The sequence below is a fragment of the Nonomuraea sp. NPDC051941 genome (assembly GCF_044593615.1).
Window position 1 is genome coordinate 1 of record NZ_JBIUCF010000064.1, and the last position, 15,826, is coordinate 15,826.

Consider the following 15,826-nt stretch of genomic DNA (forward strand, 5'->3'; position numbering starts at 1 on the left):
GCACCCGGTCGGTCGCCCAGCGGCGGTACGTACACGAAACAGCCGAGGAGCCCGTACCGCTGGCACGCCGCTGTCAGCCTGCCGAGGTGTGGGTGAACTCGGAGCAGCGCCGACCGGTCGTGGACCGGCACCAGCATGCGTGGCGCGCCGGGCGCGGCGATCCGTGGCGCGTCGGTCGGATGCGGGTCGTCCGCGGTGAGCCCGAGCGCGGCGACGATCGCGGCGCGCTCGTCCGGCGCCGGGTGACGCAGCGCGACGAGGCCCTGGTCGAACCACACCTCGATGCCGGCGGGGCGGCGGATCGCGACGGTGTCGAACGTGCGCCCGCCGGTGTGTTGGCGGTCGTTCAGCTCGCCCAGCGCGGTGCGGGTCAACCGGACGGCCTGCGCGGCAACGGTGCCATGGCCGCAGCCGGACAGTTCGGCGGTGGCGGTGAAGAACCGGACCGGCCAGCCACCGTCCGGCGTCCGCCCCGGGCCGAGGAACGCCGCGTGCGAGGTGCCGGCCGCAGCAGCGACCGCACGCCGGTCCGCGTCCCTCGCCGCCGGGTCGTCGTCGGTGACGGCCGTGGGGCTGCCGCCCCGGCCGTCGCGCCGCACGCACGCATCAACCACCGTGACATCCGGCCAGGACATCGGCCCACCTTTGACGCTCAACGAACCGGCAACCGCGAACGGCGTTCCGCCGAGAGCCGGACCTGGCCGCAACGGCCGACCGAACGCGTCCCGGAGCGTACCGTCCTGCCTCAGCCGGTGCCGTCCTGCACCGGATAGTGGATGATGACCGCACCGCCGGTGGCGTAGTTGGCGACATCGGCGGCCACCCGCTGGCCTTGCGGCGACGCCCGCGCCGCGGCCATGGCGGCGGCGTCAGCGAAGTCGCCTTCGAAGACCGCGAAATACGGCGCTTCTCCCTTGGTCGCCGCCACGTCGAAGCCGTAGCGCCATGCAAGCAGGCCGTCGAGGACGTCGACGACGAACTGGGACGCGGGGCATCGCTTCGAACTCGTCTCGTGAGTCGTCGTTCAGCACCGTGTGCGTTTCAGGTGACGGATGCTCAGCGATGGCTGGGCCCGCCCGTCAGTCGATGCCTTCGATGATGCGGAAGTCGCGCTCGACGCCGTCGGGGAGGGCCACCAGCGCCTTCTGGTATGCCTCGCTCTCGTATGCCGCGACGGCCTGTTCAAAGCTGTCGAACTCGATCAGAACGACGCGTTGCGTGATTCCGGCCTCGTGGGCGACGACTCGACCGCCACGGGACAGGGTGCGCCCGCCCCCAGCCCGGACAGCCGGACCGGCCAGCTTGTCGTAGGCAGTCAGCCTCTCAGGGTCGGAAATGGCGGGGTAGACACTGACCCAGTAGCCCTTAGCCATGGAAACCTCCTGTGTTCGGCCGGACAGGTCCGACTTCGAATTGACACTCAGATCGATCGATCCCGGCGACGGGTACTGCGGTCAGTTGAATCGCCATATGCGCAGGTTAGGGCTTGATGTGCGGCCGAGGGAAAGACCGGTACGGGATAGACTCAGAACGGATCGTTATCAATCGGCAGGGAGGGCCCGTGGCGCCGGATACGGTGAGCCTGCGGTACTTCCTGGTGCTGGCGCAGGAGTTGAACTTCACCCGCGCGGCCGCACGGATCGGTATCGCACAGCCCGCACTCAGCGCCCGGATGCGCCGATTGGAGGCGGAACTCGGTACGGCCCTGCTGGTCCGCAACACGCGTAGCGTCGTATTGACCACGGCCGGTGCGGCTTTGGCGGAGTCCGCGCCGCCCGCGCTGGCGGCGCTGGACCGGGCATGGGACACCGCCCGGAGCGCGGCGGCCGGTGAACTGGGCACGCTGCGCATCGGATACAGCCTCAGCGCCGGGGCCGAGACGGCACCGGCCCTGGTGGACAGGCTGATTCGCGGCAACAGCGGACTCGAGGTCGGCGCGGTCCCGATGGCGACACCGGAGATCTCCCCCGCGGTCGCCGACGGCCGCATCGATGCCGGGATCACCCGCGGTGAACAGCCGGGCCGTGGCGTGCGCCGGTTCCTGCTACGGCGTGCGCGCATCGGGGTCCAATTGGCGCAGCACCATCCGCTGGCCGAACACCCGGAGATCGAGATCGCCGACGCGGCCGCGTATCCGCTGCGACTCCCGGACCGTGCGGCCAACCCCGTGATCCACGATCAGCTGTCCGCACTGTTCCGAGACACCCGACCACACCTCCGATTCCACACGCCCGCAGTCTCTTTCGACATGTCTCAGCGCGACCTGCGCGACGGGGTCACCCTCGCCCCGGCCGGAGAAGCCGCGGCCACGGCACAACCGGCCGGTCTCACCTGGCGACCGCTGCGGGGCGCGCCAAGCCTGACGTTCCACCTGGTCCTCCCACGCGAGCCGTCGCCACTACACCACCGCATCCGTGCCGTCGCCAAAACCCTGGCGCACGAGCTGCACTGGCTGCCGGACTGACGCGCAAGAGGTCAAGCGAGACGGACGTCTGCGGTGGCGAGCCCCAAGACCTTGCGCCCGGCGGACTTCGCGGTGATGACGACGGCGGTCTTGCTGAATGTCCGACACGACCTCGCTACGCCGGCGGATCAGCATCCGATGATGGCCCCGGGTCCGGTCCGAGTCGTACACCGCGGCGACGTCCTCGCCCAGCCCGAGATCTCGGCGGATGTGGGCCACCACTGCCTCCGGACGTCATCCAGCCGGGGGAAATAGCCCATCCGGTTGAAGCACTTCAGCTGCACCAGCAGTGCCAGCAGGTGGCTGCCCGACCGCACCTGCCCATTCGCCCACGCGATCTCCTCCGTCTGCGGCGTGTAGAACACGTGCAACTCCCGGGCCGATCGTTATCTTGGGTTCTTGGCCCATTCTCGCAGGTCAGAGCGCTATGATCTTGTTAGGCATGTAAGGCACGGTGCCCGAGCCGGGCAGCCATAAGCGATCGCCGCCGCCCGCGACCAGCTCGCCGCACTACTCGCTGTACGCCAACGGGTCCTGGGCGCCGGGCACCCCGACATCCTGACCACCCGTCAGGAACTCGCCCGCTGGACAGAGCAAGCGGAAGAAGCAAAAGGCTAGGGCGGCCTTAATCGACGGTCTGGTGTCGTTCAGGTCGCTGCATCCCCCCAGTGGCGACCATTTGTCGGGCCGAGGCGTTAAAGTGCCGTGGGAGTCAGGACGCGCACGCTCCTTGCCGCTGCCACCGCCTACAGCTGACGACTTCGTGGTTTATCTGCATATCGACTTCGATGTGCTCGACCCGCGGTTCTTCGAGAGCGTGGGATATCCGACGCCTGGCGGGCTGGCGCCTGACGAGCTCATCTCGCCGATCACGGCGGTGGGTGAGCGGTTCGAGGTCGTGGGGATCGGGCTCATGGAGTACGAACCGGGAGGGCGGAAGATCAGGAGCTGATGGGGACGATGGTGGCCGGAATCATGGAGGGATGCGGCCGGGGGTGAGGCCACGGCCGACGCCCATCCCCCGGCGACAGGGAATGGGCGTGAGGGTGCCTGGGCCGCCCGGATATCGGATCAGCTAATCATCCGAATTGTCTTTGGCCCAGATATAGTTCCCGTCAGAGTCGGTCTTGTCAGGATAAACCCACTCATATCCCGACACCTTCTGGAAAGGAATTGGAGGTTCGGGCTTGTCCCAGTAAGGGTTGTAAATCCACGGGAAATCATCATCATGGGTGACCACTGTCACGGCATGCTCCTGCCGCCACCATGACGGGATGTCGCCTCTCAGTGCCTGCAGCGCGACCTGCAAGACTCCACCGGCGGTCTCCGGCGACGGCGACCCAATGATCACTCCCGCCTTTCTGTTGCGATCGCCCTCGAGCTGGTCCTGATCTAAGAATCGCCCGACACCTCGCAGGTTCCACTGCCATTGGTGCTTCGTGCCCGCACTGCGCTCCAGCAACAGCGCGGAATCTTCGTAATCCTCGAAGACGACAGCCGATGGCCCGGGGAATCGAACGCACAGAGCATAAAAATCGCCCGTTCGCTCGCCGATGTCCTCTACCCCATCTCTCCAATCCACCTGGGACTGAAGGTCGCGGGGGGCACGGGAGAGAGTGGCCAGCATCTTCTGGCGCGGGTCGTCGGTGACCAGGTCCGACGCCCGGCCGTAAGCGTTCACGTGCGCGGCCACTGCCGCTCGGGCGAGCGGTCCAGCGCTGTCGCGGGAAGGGTCGAGCGGGTCCAAGAAGTCGTCAGCGCTGAGGCCAAAGGATTCACCGACGGCCCACAACATGTCCAGCATCTGCGCGGCGGCGAACTTGGCGCTCTCGGTGTACACGACGAAAGGGGGATCCCGTTCGTCGTCGTAAAGGGAGTCAAGGGGCGAGGATGCCGTGGCCTGGGCGATCACATCGCGCGCCTTGTCGCTGGCCGGGGCGGCGCTCTCATCGGTGTACGCGGGCATCGCCCCAAGGTTCGGGGCACAAGGGCGTCCTGCCATGGAGGTGTTGACCTGCCCATTGAATATGGCGGTGACGAGAGGGTGTGGCCGCCCCGACAGGCCCCTGATCTCCGAAGTATCGAAGTCGTCGGCGACGAGCCCGCGCGCCTGACCGGCAGCCCACATCGCTTTCAGCAGCTTAACGGCCGTGTCCTGCTGTGCTTTGACGATATTGTCGAGCTCCAGCGCCTTGTTTTGGTATGGCGTCACATCACCGCCGTACCAGTGCGTTTCATGCTCGATCATGTCCGCTGCCGCGTCGCTCATGACGGTCCCCTACCTCCCGCAGTTCGGCGAGCAAGCCAGGAAGATCCCCGGACTTCATACATACCGCGCGAATACCACCTGCGGAAATCGTTGCCCGGCCGCACCTCGGCGCGCTCGATCTGCCCGCGTCGCGGTGACCAAGGACGGATGCGCACGCCGTTGACTTACGTGCAATTGCGTTCAATCAACATCGCAGGCCGCATCCCTACCGTGTCGGCATGACTGAACCCGCTTCTGTCCCCCCTTGACCTGACCCCCGCCATGATCGAGCCGCTCGGGCGCCAAGCCCTCGACCTCGTCATCCGCCAGGTCGCCGCCCTGCCCGACGCCCCCGCCGGCAATTGCCGAGCCGCCGATAGTTATCTTGGGTTCTTGGCCCCTTCTCGCAGGTCAGAGCGAGATGATCTTGTCAGGCAGGTAAAGGCACGGTGCTGAACCGGGCAGCCATAAGCGCGAGGTTCGCGGCCCTGTCCCGCAAGCGCGGTGATCATCAGGAGGTGGTCGGCGTTCCCCGGCAGCGGCGGCCGTGGCGCAGTATCGGCCGGCGCGTCCGCCGTTCATCCCTTCTGCGCGGGGCCCGGAATCCCCAGTGAGGTACGACGCAGGAGCCCGGGGGGAAGGGCGCTGCCCGCGAAGCGGCCATGACGCCGGGGCAACGCCACCATGCCAGGGTGATGCCATGTCCGAGAACCAGACCCCCGGCCCCTGCGCTACCTCACTAAAGCCGAGGATGCCCTCTTCGGGAATGCCGCCTTCGAAACCGCCCAAGAGTATTCCGTGGAATGGTTTACGGCCAGTCAGATCATCTACGCCGCTCTGGGCGCTATAGGCCTGTTCCCGCTGCCAAGTATGAGTCATCGCCCCGACGGGTTGTGCAACGCGCTGAAACCGGCGTGAGACACCACGCAGTGGCCGGACAACAGAAGTATCGGGAACTGGTTCCCGCGCGAAAGAGCTCGCGGCCACGGCAGCACCGACCACCACAGCGGCGGAGTAACCGATTGGTCTGACGGCGCGCCCGGCTCTGTGCCCGACACCAGGACAGCCTGACGGCCTCACGGCGCGCTGCGCAGCTCTGGACGCCTGGGATCAGCGAGGGTGAGCAGCCCGTCGGCCAGCGGGACACCACGTGCGCCATGTCGCCTTCGGACGCAGCCACCATGTACGTGATAATGGGCCATTATCACGTACACGAGCTGCGCTCGCGCCCGCTGCCGGGCCGTTGTCCGGCGGGGGTTCAGCTGGTGAGCAAGAGGCTGTCGACCAGGCCGGTAGCGGTGGAGATGGTGTTGAGGCCGGGCAGGCACGGGGGCGAGGAGCCCAGGAACAGCCGTTGGTTGTTGGGCGCCTGGGATCAGGCGAGCGTGAGCGGCCCCCCGGCCAGGTACGCCGCCAGCGGACCGGTCATCTGGGGCACTGTCGGCGGCTGCTGAGCCAGCCCGTTGGCGAAGGCGGCGAGGTGGGCGACCTCGTCGGAGGCCGTGGAGTCGAGGTTACCGAGCAGGTCGGCCGCGCGCGGGACCATCCGGGAGAGGGTGTCCTGCACGCCGTACCGGACATACAGCACGTCGGCGAGCATCGACTCGTCCGGGTCGCCGGCGTCGATCCGGCGGGCGACACACTCCGCGGCCGACATCGCGAGCTCGGCCTCCACCAGCAGCCGGACCCTCTCGGACTCGGGCACCTGGTCGTTGAGCAGCACCCGCTCGACCAGTGCGCTGGCGGCCCCGAGGTAGCTGCCCGTCATCAGCAGCTGGAACCAGACGGATCCCGCGGTCAACGGTATGTCCACCGGGACGTCGTGGCTGTCGATCATCAAGTCCGTTGAGTCCACCACGACGTTGTCGAGGGTGACCTGCTCGCTCTCTGCCCCCGCCCCGCTGACGCTCAAACCTTCGGCATCTGGGGACACCAGCGCCATCGCCGCTGCCCCGCCGTACTCGCCGTCGCTGGGTAGCGTGACCATGACGGCGAGCCAGTCGCACGACGGGTCCAGCGACCGGGCCAGACTGCACGGGCGCGTCACCCCGTTGATCAGCCACCCATCGTCCGTGTACATGGCGGTCAGCGAGGAGGAGAGCATTCCGGCGCCGGGGCGCTCCTCGGCGAGGCAGAACGCCACGAGGCGTTCATCGTAAGCCGCCGATGTGACCCGCCTCGCGGTGATCGCCGATGGGTTGTTGGCTATGTCCAGATCGACCAGGGTGGCCACCCAGAAGTGATGCCAGGTGGTGGCCACGGCCAGTGACGGTGTCCTGCTCCCCAGTGCGCGCTGCACCCGCAGGGCGTCCACGGCGGTGGCTCCCAGCCCCCTCTCGAAGCCGCTCGGCACCAGCAGCCCGGAGCCGCCGCTGTCGCGGAAGAGCTGGATGCCTGGGGTATCCGGGCCCGCCAGCTCCATGAGGGGTAACGCTCGCAGGCTCTCGTCCAGCCCCGGCAGCAGCTTCGCCAGAGTGGCGCGTTCCCGCTCCAGAAATCGCATGTCTCCCCCTACTTCTCCCGGGACGACCACCCGGTCGGTGGCCCAGGCCGGCTTACAGCGCCCGGGGTGAGGCGCGGCCGCTGCCGTACCGCCCGGGGCCGGGCCGACGCTGGAAGCCAGGCTATCCCGGCAAGATCCAGTCCTTGATCTTGGTGTCCCAACTCCGGCCCAAGCACGAAGGATCAAAGCGACGGACAGGAGGCTATGCCTCCTGGGCTGCTTTGTCCCGCAGGGCTGCCATGGCCTGGTCGGCCCGGCGCTCGTGCGGGGTGACACCATTGACGGCGGTCTCCAGAGCGTCGGCGGCCTGGTGGGCGTCCTCCATCGTCCCGGTGAGCCAGGCACGTGCTCCCCGCCAGTCCTGCAGCCTGGTCCGCGCCCCGGGCCATCCCGGAGCCTGCCTCTGGCGAGAAGCAGGGGCGCAGGGGGCGGTGCCCCCGCATCGGCCGTCGGTGGGCGCAGTGCTGCCAGCATCTCGCTCAGGGCCCGGCCGACGGACCGCCGCCCGGGCCCTGAGCTGCGCAGCGCGCCGTGAGGCTGTCCTCGACTAGCTGTAGTCGATCACGGCGCCCCCCGGGCCGACCAGCCGGGTATTCCGCGCCTTGCTGGGCTGTCCCGTAATGACCGTTTTTGGGACGGTCATTACGGAACAGCGTACGTGCCCAGAGCAACGGGCGTACCGTCACGGACGTGACGACTTCACCTCCTCAGAGCGGCCCGGTCGGCATGTTGGTGAGAAATGACAGCGTCCGCTCCGCCGTGATCACGCGGAAGCGGGCGCTGGATGGTCTTCAGTCGCGGTGGGAGGGAGCTGGGGATTACGGGCTCGGACGGTGGCCGGAGCTCAGATGGCCGAGGACGAGGCGCGCCACTTCGTGCGGGGCCTCCAGGTGCATGTCGTGGCCGGTGGCCAGGTCGGCGAGGGAGAGCAGCGGAGTCTGCGCGGCGGCCGTCTTCAGTTCGCGAGCGAAGCCCCGGACGTAGGCGTCGAAGGCCACCGAGACGGCCGGGGGCAACATCGCACTCAGGTCCGAGCCGCTGGAGGAGACGACGAGGAGGGGACAGCGGGCCGCCCGGTAGACGGCGATGAGGTCGAGCGCGTCCATCTGCGCGATGAAGTGGGTCATTCCCGGATCGCCCGCCGTCTGTTCGGCGAGGAACGCGCGCATTGTGTGCTCGGCACCGACCGGGTCGACTCCGTCGAAGGGCCCGGTGGGATTGGTATGCCCGTCCAGATTGACCGCGAGCGGGCACTCGGGATGCTCTGAGGCCCACAGGGCCGCGACGATGCCGCCCAGCGAGTGCCCGACCACGGCAGGATGCTCCAAGCCGTGGTCGTTGATCGCCTCACCCACGGACTCGACGGCTCCAGCCCAAGACCACGAGCCTAGATCCGGCAACTCGACCGCCACCGTGCGTAGCCCCGCTGCCTCCAGCAACGGCGCAGCGAGCCGCCAGTCCGTGGACCTCCGCCCACCGCCGGGCAAGAGAAGAATCTCCGTCATCGTGGCACTCTCCCGGCCCGGCGGCCGCCACTGCAACCCGATTCCGCCTCTCGGCTGCCGCCGGCCGTGATGTAGTGGCGACAGGTATTACGTCCCCGATCCGTGGTCGAGGAGGCGGGCTTCAAGGTAGGCGATTCGCCGCTCTTGGAAACGGACGTTGGAGCGAGCGGCCTTGACCCGTTCGTCGAGGACAAGGAACGGGCTCCGCCCGTACGTCTTAACCCCAACCGAGCCCCACCGCCAAACAACCCACCAACGCGGACGTCCTCGCCACAGGCCCACGCCATGGTTGAGCACGTTAGCCCGCGGCGCCGCCGAGGCCCTGCTGCGACAGGGCAGGCGGCGAAGGTCTCCCCTCCGAACAAATCACGGCGCCTCACGGTGCACGTCGATCACTGGACAGACCCTGAATCGGCCAGGCCCTGCCGTCAGGCGCGCGAGCGGCGCCGGTTCTCCGATGCCGACAGCAGGCCGAGTACGGCGTGCTCTTGGTGGAAGGCATGCCATCGGGCCGCAAGCTCGAGGTCGGCGAACACTGCCAGCCCTGGGTCCGTGGTGGAAGTCAGCATGCCTCACGTGCCCAACATGCCCGAAGACCCCTGGATATTGTTCGGGCACGTTGCCTGAACCCCACGTGCCTTACATGGGGTCCCGGCAGCAATGAAGAAATTTCCAACAAAATAGCCTCTGACCTGTATAAACGGAGACGCTTGACCGTCTGTGGCGGGTGGTCGCCGGCACCCGCTGAGTCGTCGGCAGCCGCTCGCCTAGGGCCTCCTCCTGCGCACGCTGTTCGCGCTCGGCTTCCTGCTGGGCGAGGTGGCGCTGCCATACCGCGGTGGCCTCGACCGGCAGCAGCAGGGCTTCGTTGCGGCCAGGGCCGCGCCGGGTCAGCACGACCGGGTCGCCGCTCTCCCCTCTGCCGAACGCGTCCCGTGCCGGAATCCGTTCGGATTCATTCACCGGAGGAGGCAGACGCGATAGCCAGCGGGGGGCACGATGTGCCGGTAACGGGTCCATTCCACCGGGTTCGCCCCGCAGTTGAACTCGCACCGGCGGGTAGCTCCGGGAGCCGCGCTACAGGATCGCGCCGGTTGCGCGCCCGCGGCCCTTGTAGGGGGTCGGCACCCGAGTGGCTCGAGTACGGCTGGGACTCCGGAGCCGGCCTGCCTGCAGTGTCGCCCCCCCTACGAGAGATCGAAGGGGGCGGGAGGGTGGCCTTCCCAGATCCGGCGGGATGCCTGTTCGGGGTAGGGCAGAGTCTTCGACTCGGTGTCCAGGACGCGGGTGAGGTGCCCGCCGGGCCGGTGGGCGGACCAGCCCGCGTCGCCGGTGGTGACGAAGCGGACCCATGCCTCCTGGAGTTCGCGGGAGAGCGCGACGGCCTCGGGAGAGGGCTCCTCGCCGATGAGCTGGGTGCCGACGGGGCTGTCCAGCGTGCCGAACGCCAGGGGCACGTCGAGGCTGTGGCAGGCGCCCAGGATGCCGCCGAGGGCCGGGGCAACCCAGCACAGTTCGAACAGGTACGAGGTGCCGCCGGCTGCGGCGTTCGCCTCGGCCAGCTTCTGTGACGGCATGCGGAAAAGGGCGTCGGAGTACACCGTCTCCACCAGCTCCTCCGGGCCTGCCTGCGGGAACGCGGCACGGTAGGCCCGCGCGCCGTCCGGCTGCGGGGCGAGCAGTTCCAGGGCTGCGTGGGCGTCCTCCTCGGTGAAGGTGCCGTACCGTCCGCTCATGACGCTGAAGTACCGGAATTCGTCCCGGGTGTGGCCGACGAGCAGTTCGGTCCCGCTCGCGCGCGCGCCGGTCAGCGCGGGCCAGGGCGTTTCCGGGAGGACCTCGCCGTCGACGACGGGGCACAGCGCGGTGCCGGTCTCCGTGAGGCGTCCCCAGCTCTCCCGGTGCGCGTGGAGGCCGGCGTTGAAGGAGGTGAGTTCGGCGGCCAGGTGCCAGGGGTCGATGTCGCGCAGGGCCTCGGCGGTGGGGGCCGCCGCGCCGAGCCGGTCCGCGAACGCGGCGGTGACCTGCCGTGCCAGCGCGGGGGTGCTGTGCAGCCCCGGCACCGAATGGGCGATGGCCCGCCGGAACAGGCCGCGCGCCGGCTTCATCGTCAGCAGGGCGGCGACCGACCCTGCCCCGGCAGACACCCCGGCCACGGTGACCCTGCCGGGGTCGCCTCCGAAGGCGGCGATGTTGCGCTGCACCCACTCCAGCGCCGCGATCTGGTCGAGGAATCCGCGGTTGGGCGGCGCGTCGTCGAGGAACGCGAAACCCTCCGCGCCCACGCGGCAGTTGATGGTCACCACGACGAGTCCCGCCTCGGCCAGCGCCGCCGGGTCGAACATCGGGTCGCTCGACGCCGCCGAGAGGTAGCCGCCCACGGGGATCCACACCAGCACCGGCAGTCCCGCCGCGCCCGGATCCGGAGTGCCGACGTTGAGCGTCAGCCAGTCGGTGCCCTGCGGGGGCACGTCGATCGGCAGGGACAGCGGCACCACGGGGCCGAACTCGACCGCCTGCCTCGTCCCCTCCCAGCGGTGCGGCGGGGCGGGCGCGGCGAAGCGGAGCGCTCCGACCGGGGGCTGGGCGTAGGGGATGCCGCGGAACACCGCGTGCCCCTGGCGCCGGAGCCCCTGCACCACGCCCTCCGTGGTCCGCACTCTTGGCTGGTCGGGCATGACGGTTCCTTCCTCGGGTGGACCCTCTCAGGGTTATAGGTCAAGTGTATTATGTCAACTGTATGGGAACAGTTCCGGGGTACGAGGGAGAGGCCGGCGATGCCGAAACAGGTGGATCACCGCGGACGTCGCGAAGCGATCGCCCGCGCACTGTGGCGGGTGGTGGAGCAGCGCGGCGTCACGCAACTGACGATGCGCGTGGTGGCGCAGGAGGCGGGCATCTCCCTCGGGCAACTTCAGCACTATTTCGCCTCCCGGGCCGCCATGCTCTCCTTCGCCATGGACTTCGCGTCAGAGCAGACCTCGCTGCGCGTCGGCCAGGGTCTCGAGAAGCTCGGTGACCGTCCGCACCCCCGTGACGTGCTGCGACTGACGCTCGCGGAAATGCTCCCCCTGCATGCCGACGCCCGCGCGACCAGCCGGATGAGCGCCGCCTACGTCCTGGAGGCGCTGCACGACGAGGCCGTGCACGAGCAGGCGCGCCGCGGCCTCGTCCAAGGACGGGCCCTCGTCGAGCGGTTGGTCGGCCAGGCGATCGCCGACGGGCACATCGACTCTCACTGCGACCCGGCGACCGAGACCAACCTGCTCCTCGCCCTCACCGGCTTCGCCCCCCTGATCGAACTGGACGTGATCAGGCCCCGGGACGCGCTTGCCGCGATCGACCTGTATCTGGACAGGCTGTTCAGCGGGAACGATCGGAGTGCGTGACCTGCGCCTGCGCGCAGGGACAGGGTCGGCGGTCCATCACCGGCGATGATGCCAAAGGCGGCTCGTCCGGGCGGTGTCCGCCCGGCTGCCGATCTGGATCGGTGGTACTGGGCGCGTACAGGCCGATGACCACGGTACAACAGTCCACGATGTTCCAGCAGGCGGTGACAGGCAGTGACGTCCGGATCGAAGCCGTCGTCACGAAGCTGGGCCGCCGGATGGCTTTCACCGACGTCGCCCTCACCCAAGCGAACAGCGGAGAAATAGCAGCCCGAGCCTCTACGGTCTGCGCTCTCTTGGGCTGACACCGCCCCACGCCCGTCCTCGGTTCCCTCCACTTCGGACGGACAATGCGCTTCCCCCGGCGTACGGCGGGCGGTGCCCTGCATTGGGCCGGGTGGGAGAGGTGCCGGCCGGGGTCGACGTCGTCACCAAACAGGCCGACGATCCGGTTTTCCGGGACGAGCTGCGGTGGGCGGCCGGCGCCCGCGTCAGCGAGGCCGACCAGCAGGCCAAGCGCTGAGCGCGTGGTTCAAAGCGTCGTTGTGCGGCTGACCAGCGAGGTACGACTCAGGGTATGGGTTGGGGCGCCGTTCGCGAAGAGGCCATGGTGACGGGTCGACGCCCTCTGTCACCACGGCACCACCGACCACGTCAGGGACATTGACTTTGTTCGTTGGTCTGACGGCGAACCTGGCTCTGTGCCCGCCCGACCCGCCGACACAGAGACAGCCTGACGAGGTCACGGCCCATTGCGCAGTTCGGGGCCCGCCCGGCTATCCGAAAGCCAGTGGCCGCGAGGTACTGGGGCACTGCGCCACTGAGCCTCAGCACAACTTCCGTTCGTGTACGTCACAGCGAGGCCGACCGCGACGAGTAGCACGCCCCACCGACACCGGCGCCGCACCGCGCCACCCCACAGACCGAAGGGCCCGCCACCGGCGGGCCCTTTCGCATGCCCGCGACGGCCGGGCTTCTCGATGGTGATCGGGGCCGTTGATGGCATGGGCCTGGGGAGGAACTCCGACGTGCGTACCGACTGGGAACAGGATGAGCTGATCAGCAGGTGGACCCTGGTCCTGGCACCCCGCCGCCGTACCCACTGATCAACCGAGTGGCGGATCGCCGGAGCTATAGGCGTTCCGGGCCTGCCCGGCCGATTCCCGGCTCACCCCAACCATCCCAAATTATTCCTTGACACGAATATTCGTTACGGCGAATACTTCTGCCTATGGAGACAGCGGACGCACTTCTCATCGCACTGGCCGACCCGGCCCGCTGGCGGCTAGTGACCCTGCTGGCCGAGCGGCCCCGCTCGGTCGGCGTCCTCGCCCAGCTCGCCGAGGCGCGCCAGCCGCAGACGACCAAGCACCTGCAGACCCTCGAGCGCGCCGGCGTCGTCACCTCCCAGCGCACCGGCCAGCGCCGCGTCTACGCGCTCCGCTCCGCTCCGCTGCGCCACCTGGCAGCGGCGCTCAGCCGGCTCGCCGACACCGCAGAGCAGGCCGGCGGCCCGCGCGAGACCTACGACCGGTACGGGCTCAGCCTCCAAGCGGAGCGACTCGCCGCGGAGGAGCCGGGGTGGGCCGACGGCCGCTCGTTCAGGTTCCTCCGGTCGCTGACGCAGCGCCCCGAGCTGATCTGGCGCCACCTCACCGAAACGCCCCTGCTCGCCCGCTGGTGGACGCCCGACGACCTGCGCGTCTCCGAACTCGTCTTCGAGGCGCGACCGGGTGGACGGATCGTCCTGGAATACCGCGACGCCGAGGACGCCGACGGCTCCGACCTGGTCGCCGGGCGCGCGCAGGGAGTCGTCGACGATGTACGCCCCGGCGAGCGCCTCGCCTACCGCTCCTCCCCGATGCTTCCCAGCGGCGACATCGCCTTCACCACCCACGTCGCCTTCGACCTACGGCCCACCGACACCGGCACCGACCTCGACGTTCAAGTCCGGATCACCGACAGCACCGTCGACTCCGCGGACTTCATCGCGGGCATCGAGATCGGCTACGGCCAGACCCTCGACAAGCTTGCGGCGACCCTCACCACGTACAACACCGACACGCACAACACCAATACAAGGAGCACGAAATGACGAACACGACCGGCCGCAGGGTGACCGCGAACCTGAGCCTCACCCTCGACGGACGCTACAACGGTCCCGGCGGGCCCGGCGATTTCGCCGCGTTCGCCCCGTATGTAACCAGCGACGTCGCCCGCAACCACATGACCCGCATGTGGGAGCACGCGACGACGGCACTGCTCGGCCGGATCAACGCCGAGGGATTCCTGGGTTACTGGCCGTCGGTCGCCGAAGACGACAACGCCGATCCGCGCGACCGCGGATACGCCAAGTGGCTGGTCGACACGGAAAAGGTGGTCTTGTCGACCACCCTGACCGACGCACCGTGGGAACGCGCCCGCGTGGTGAACGCCCCCGCCGCAGACGTCGTCACCGAGCTCAAGACCAGTGGTGAAGGCGACATCCTCGTCAACAGCAGCGCCAGCATCATCAAGCCACTCCTGTCGGCAGACCTGCTCGATCGGCTCTACCTCATGATCTTCCCCGAGATCGCCGGAGGCGGCCAACGACTGTTCGACGACGGCCTGCCGGCTACGAAATGGACGCTCACCCGCCAGGAGACCGGCGAGCTGGGCGAACTCGCCATGGTCTACGACCGATCCCGCTGAGCCAGCACGTCAGCGCAGCCCGTAAACAGGCTGTGGGAACGGTCAGCTCTCCGCCGAGCCAACGTTCGCGGCCACCTTGGCGACCACTTTCTCGACCGCCTTCAGCCCGGTGGCCAAGCGCTCACGATCGCCCGGTTCCAGGGCGGCCTCGCCGAGCTGGTGTGCCGGCAACTCCAGGTGCGTAGCGAGCATCCCGTCCGATGTGAATCACATCCTGGTGGAAGGGGCGGACCATGCCGACGATGATCGGGCACGTCACCCAGGAGCGTTATGACCAGCTCGTGGCCGAGGCCCGAGAGCTGGCGGAGGTCCAATGCCGCCCTCCGCAAAGGGTATGGACCAACCGTCGGCGCAGGTCACCCCTCGGCGGACGTCCCCAGCCGAGGGGTGGCAGCGCAGGGACGGTGTCACCCGCGATGGCCGGAGCCGAAGCCGGCGGCGGCGAACTGCTCCGCCGTCGGCGCGCGTTCAGGGTCGGTGAGCCATTGCGAGGCGAGCCCGACGAGCAGGGCGAGGTAGTGTGATCCGGCCGCCTGGACCTCCCCCGGATCGCTGTCCGGCCCGAGGCCGGCGAACGCCCGCGCCAGCGATGCCCGCGCGAGCTCCTGACCGCTGGCGATCATCCCCCGGATCTCTTCGTCCTGCCGCGCGGACGCCACGGATTCGAAGTTGACGAACCACAGCGATCGGTTGGCCTGGATCGAGTCGATGATCCGTCCCCACAGAGCTTCCTGATCGCCGGACCGCGTCCCGGCGGGTTCTTCGAGCACGGCGAACAGCAGCTCACCCCACTCCGTGTTGAGATCGCGCAGGGCCCGCGTGAGCAGTCGCTCCTTGGACCCGAAGTGGTAGTTGATCGACGCCTGGTTCGCCCCTGACGCCGCGACCAGGTCTCGCACGGTGGTGTGCGCGTACCCCTTGGTCAGCAGGCAGTCGCGCGCCGCCAGCAGCAGCTTGTCCTTCGCACTCACATGCCCTACGGTATCAAATAAACGTTCGTTTAAGATGTTCGTTTAAAACAATCAT

The 15,826-nt window shown here is 68.6% G+C and carries 18 protein-coding genes; 6 read left to right on the top strand and 12 right to left on the bottom strand.

What is annotated here, in order from left to right:
• The 3 genes from ACIHFD_RS59175 to ACIHFD_RS59185 form a co-directional block, all read right to left on the bottom strand.
• Positions 1 to 635 (bottom strand): PhzF family phenazine biosynthesis protein (locus tag ACIHFD_RS59175; protein ID WP_397374438.1); only part of this gene is annotated, 635 nt, incomplete at its 3' end.
• Between the two features lie 110 nt (positions 636 to 745).
• Positions 746 to 928: a hypothetical protein gene (locus tag ACIHFD_RS59180; protein WP_397374439.1), complete on the bottom strand. Its 183-nt coding sequence runs from the start codon at positions 926 to 928 to the stop codon at positions 746 to 748.
• A 151-nt stretch (positions 929 to 1,079) separates the two neighbouring features.
• Positions 1,080 to 1,373 (bottom strand): DUF1330 domain-containing protein, encoded by a 294-nt coding sequence (locus tag ACIHFD_RS59185; RefSeq protein ID WP_397374440.1) that lies wholly within the window; start codon positions 1,371 to 1,373, stop codon positions 1,080 to 1,082.
• Positions 1,374 to 1,561: 188 nt separating this feature from the next.
• Here ACIHFD_RS59185 and ACIHFD_RS59190 point away from each other — a divergent pair, with 188 nt between their 5' ends.
• The gene (locus ACIHFD_RS59190) at positions 1,562 to 2,464 is read left to right on the top strand and encodes a LysR family transcriptional regulator (protein ID WP_397374441.1); all 903 of its coding nucleotides are present in this window, start codon (positions 1,562 to 1,564) and stop codon (positions 2,462 to 2,464) included.
• Positions 2,465 to 2,592: 128 nt separating this feature from the next.
• On the opposite strand, the gene ACIHFD_RS59195 is transcribed toward ACIHFD_RS59190, so the two are convergent.
• On the bottom strand, positions 2,593 to 2,835 hold the full coding sequence (locus tag ACIHFD_RS59195) for a DUF4158 domain-containing protein (RefSeq protein WP_397374442.1): 243 nt from the start codon (positions 2,833 to 2,835) through the stop codon (positions 2,593 to 2,595).
• A 392-nt stretch (positions 2,836 to 3,227) separates the two neighbouring features.
• Here ACIHFD_RS59195 and ACIHFD_RS59200 point away from each other — a divergent pair, with 392 nt between their 5' ends.
• Positions 3,228 to 3,416, top strand: a complete 189-nt coding sequence (locus tag ACIHFD_RS59200) for an arginase family protein (protein ID WP_397374443.1) — start codon at positions 3,228 to 3,230, stop codon at positions 3,414 to 3,416.
• Positions 3,417 to 3,539: 123 nt separating this feature from the next.
• Here ACIHFD_RS59200 and ACIHFD_RS59205 read toward each other — a convergent pair whose 3' ends face one another.
• From ACIHFD_RS59205 to ACIHFD_RS59230, 6 genes are all read right to left on the bottom strand, one after another.
• A complete protein-coding gene (locus tag ACIHFD_RS59205; RefSeq protein ID WP_397374444.1) occupies positions 3,540 to 4,733 on the bottom strand; it encodes a hypothetical protein in 1,194 nt (397 codons plus the stop codon).
• A 1,354-nt stretch (positions 4,734 to 6,087) separates the two neighbouring features.
• Positions 6,088 to 7,215, bottom strand: coding sequence for a hypothetical protein (locus ACIHFD_RS59210; protein WP_397374445.1), 1,128 nt, complete (start codon positions 7,213 to 7,215; stop codon positions 6,088 to 6,090).
• Between the two features lie 202 nt (positions 7,216 to 7,417).
• Complete coding sequence (locus ACIHFD_RS59215; protein ID WP_397374446.1) at positions 7,418 to 7,540, bottom strand: hypothetical protein; 123 nt, start codon at positions 7,538 to 7,540, stop codon at positions 7,418 to 7,420.
• A gap of 493 nt (positions 7,541 to 8,033) precedes the next feature.
• Positions 8,034 to 8,720, bottom strand: coding sequence for an alpha/beta fold hydrolase (locus ACIHFD_RS59220; RefSeq protein WP_397374447.1), 687 nt, complete (start codon positions 8,718 to 8,720; stop codon positions 8,034 to 8,036).
• 639 nt (positions 8,721 to 9,359) lie between these two features.
• The gene (locus ACIHFD_RS59225) at positions 9,360 to 9,683 is read right to left on the bottom strand and encodes a hypothetical protein (protein WP_397374448.1); all 324 of its coding nucleotides are present in this window, start codon (positions 9,681 to 9,683) and stop codon (positions 9,360 to 9,362) included.
• 224 nt (positions 9,684 to 9,907) lie between these two features.
• Entirely contained in the window at positions 9,908 to 11,398 is a 1,491-nt protein-coding gene (locus ACIHFD_RS59230; protein ID WP_397374449.1) for a carboxylesterase/lipase family protein, read from the bottom strand.
• Positions 11,399 to 11,497: 99 nt separating this feature from the next.
• Here ACIHFD_RS59230 and ACIHFD_RS59235 point away from each other — a divergent pair, with 99 nt between their 5' ends.
• The 4 genes from ACIHFD_RS59235 to ACIHFD_RS59250 all read left to right on the top strand — a co-directional run bounded on the left by ACIHFD_RS59235 (position 11,498) and on the right by ACIHFD_RS59250 (position 14,800).
• Positions 11,498 to 12,109, top strand: coding sequence for a TetR/AcrR family transcriptional regulator (locus ACIHFD_RS59235; RefSeq protein ID WP_397374450.1), 612 nt, complete (start codon positions 11,498 to 11,500; stop codon positions 12,107 to 12,109).
• 397 nt (positions 12,110 to 12,506) lie between these two features.
• Positions 12,507 to 12,632 carry a hypothetical protein gene (locus ACIHFD_RS59240; protein WP_397374451.1) on the top strand — a complete coding sequence of 42 codons (126 nt, stop codon included), beginning with the start codon at positions 12,507 to 12,509 and terminating at the stop codon, positions 12,630 to 12,632.
• A 708-nt stretch (positions 12,633 to 13,340) separates the two neighbouring features.
• Positions 13,341 to 14,204: a metalloregulator ArsR/SmtB family transcription factor gene (locus tag ACIHFD_RS59245; protein WP_397374452.1), complete on the top strand. Its 864-nt coding sequence runs from the start codon at positions 13,341 to 13,343 to the stop codon at positions 14,202 to 14,204.
• Positions 14,201 to 14,800 (top strand): dihydrofolate reductase family protein, encoded by a 600-nt coding sequence (locus ACIHFD_RS59250; protein WP_397374453.1) that lies wholly within the window; start codon positions 14,201 to 14,203, stop codon positions 14,798 to 14,800. Before ACIHFD_RS59245 ends, ACIHFD_RS59250 begins: the two co-directional genes overlap by 4 nt.
• Before the next feature lie 42 nt (positions 14,801 to 14,842).
• Here ACIHFD_RS59250 and ACIHFD_RS59255 read toward each other — a convergent pair whose 3' ends face one another.
• Positions 14,843 to 14,992: a hypothetical protein gene (locus tag ACIHFD_RS59255; RefSeq protein WP_397374454.1), complete on the bottom strand. Its 150-nt coding sequence runs from the start codon at positions 14,990 to 14,992 to the stop codon at positions 14,843 to 14,845.
• A 215-nt stretch (positions 14,993 to 15,207) separates the two neighbouring features.
• Positions 15,208 to 15,771, bottom strand: coding sequence for a TetR/AcrR family transcriptional regulator (locus ACIHFD_RS59260; RefSeq protein WP_397374455.1), 564 nt, complete (start codon positions 15,769 to 15,771; stop codon positions 15,208 to 15,210).
• Positions 15,772 to 15,826: the final 55 nt, after the last annotated feature.

Bases quoted from the DNA above. Each gene is read 5' to 3' on its own strand.
- ACIHFD_RS59185 (WP_397374440.1), bottom strand. From the start codon at position 1,373: ATGGCTAAGGGCTACTGGGTCAGTGTCTACCCCGCCATTTCCGACCCT.
- ACIHFD_RS59205 (WP_397374444.1), bottom strand. From the start codon at position 4,733: ATGAGCGACGCGGCAGCGGACATGATCGAGCATGAAACGCACTGGTAC.
- ACIHFD_RS59210 (WP_397374445.1), bottom strand. From the start codon at position 7,215: ATGCGATTTCTGGAGCGGGAACGCGCCACTCTGGCGAAGCTGCTGCCG.
- ACIHFD_RS59215 (WP_397374446.1), bottom strand. From the start codon at position 7,540: ATGGAGGACGCCCACCAGGCCGCCGACGCTCTGGAGACCGCCGTCAAT.
- ACIHFD_RS59220 (WP_397374447.1), bottom strand. From the start codon at position 8,720: ATGACGGAGATTCTTCTCTTGCCCGGCGGTGGGCGGAGGTCCACGGAC.
- ACIHFD_RS59230 (WP_397374449.1), bottom strand. From the start codon at position 11,398: ATGCCCGACCAGCCAAGAGTGCGGACCACGGAGGGCGTGGTGCAGGGG.
- ACIHFD_RS59235 (WP_397374450.1), top strand. From the start codon at position 11,498: ATGCCGAAACAGGTGGATCACCGCGGACGTCGCGAAGCGATCGCCCGC.
- ACIHFD_RS59245 (WP_397374452.1), top strand. From the start codon at position 13,341: ATGGAGACAGCGGACGCACTTCTCATCGCACTGGCCGACCCGGCCCGC.
- ACIHFD_RS59250 (WP_397374453.1), top strand. From the start codon at position 14,201: ATGACGAACACGACCGGCCGCAGGGTGACCGCGAACCTGAGCCTCACC.
- ACIHFD_RS59255 (WP_397374454.1), bottom strand. From the start codon at position 14,992: ATGCTCGCTACGCACCTGGAGTTGCCGGCACACCAGCTCGGCGAGGCC.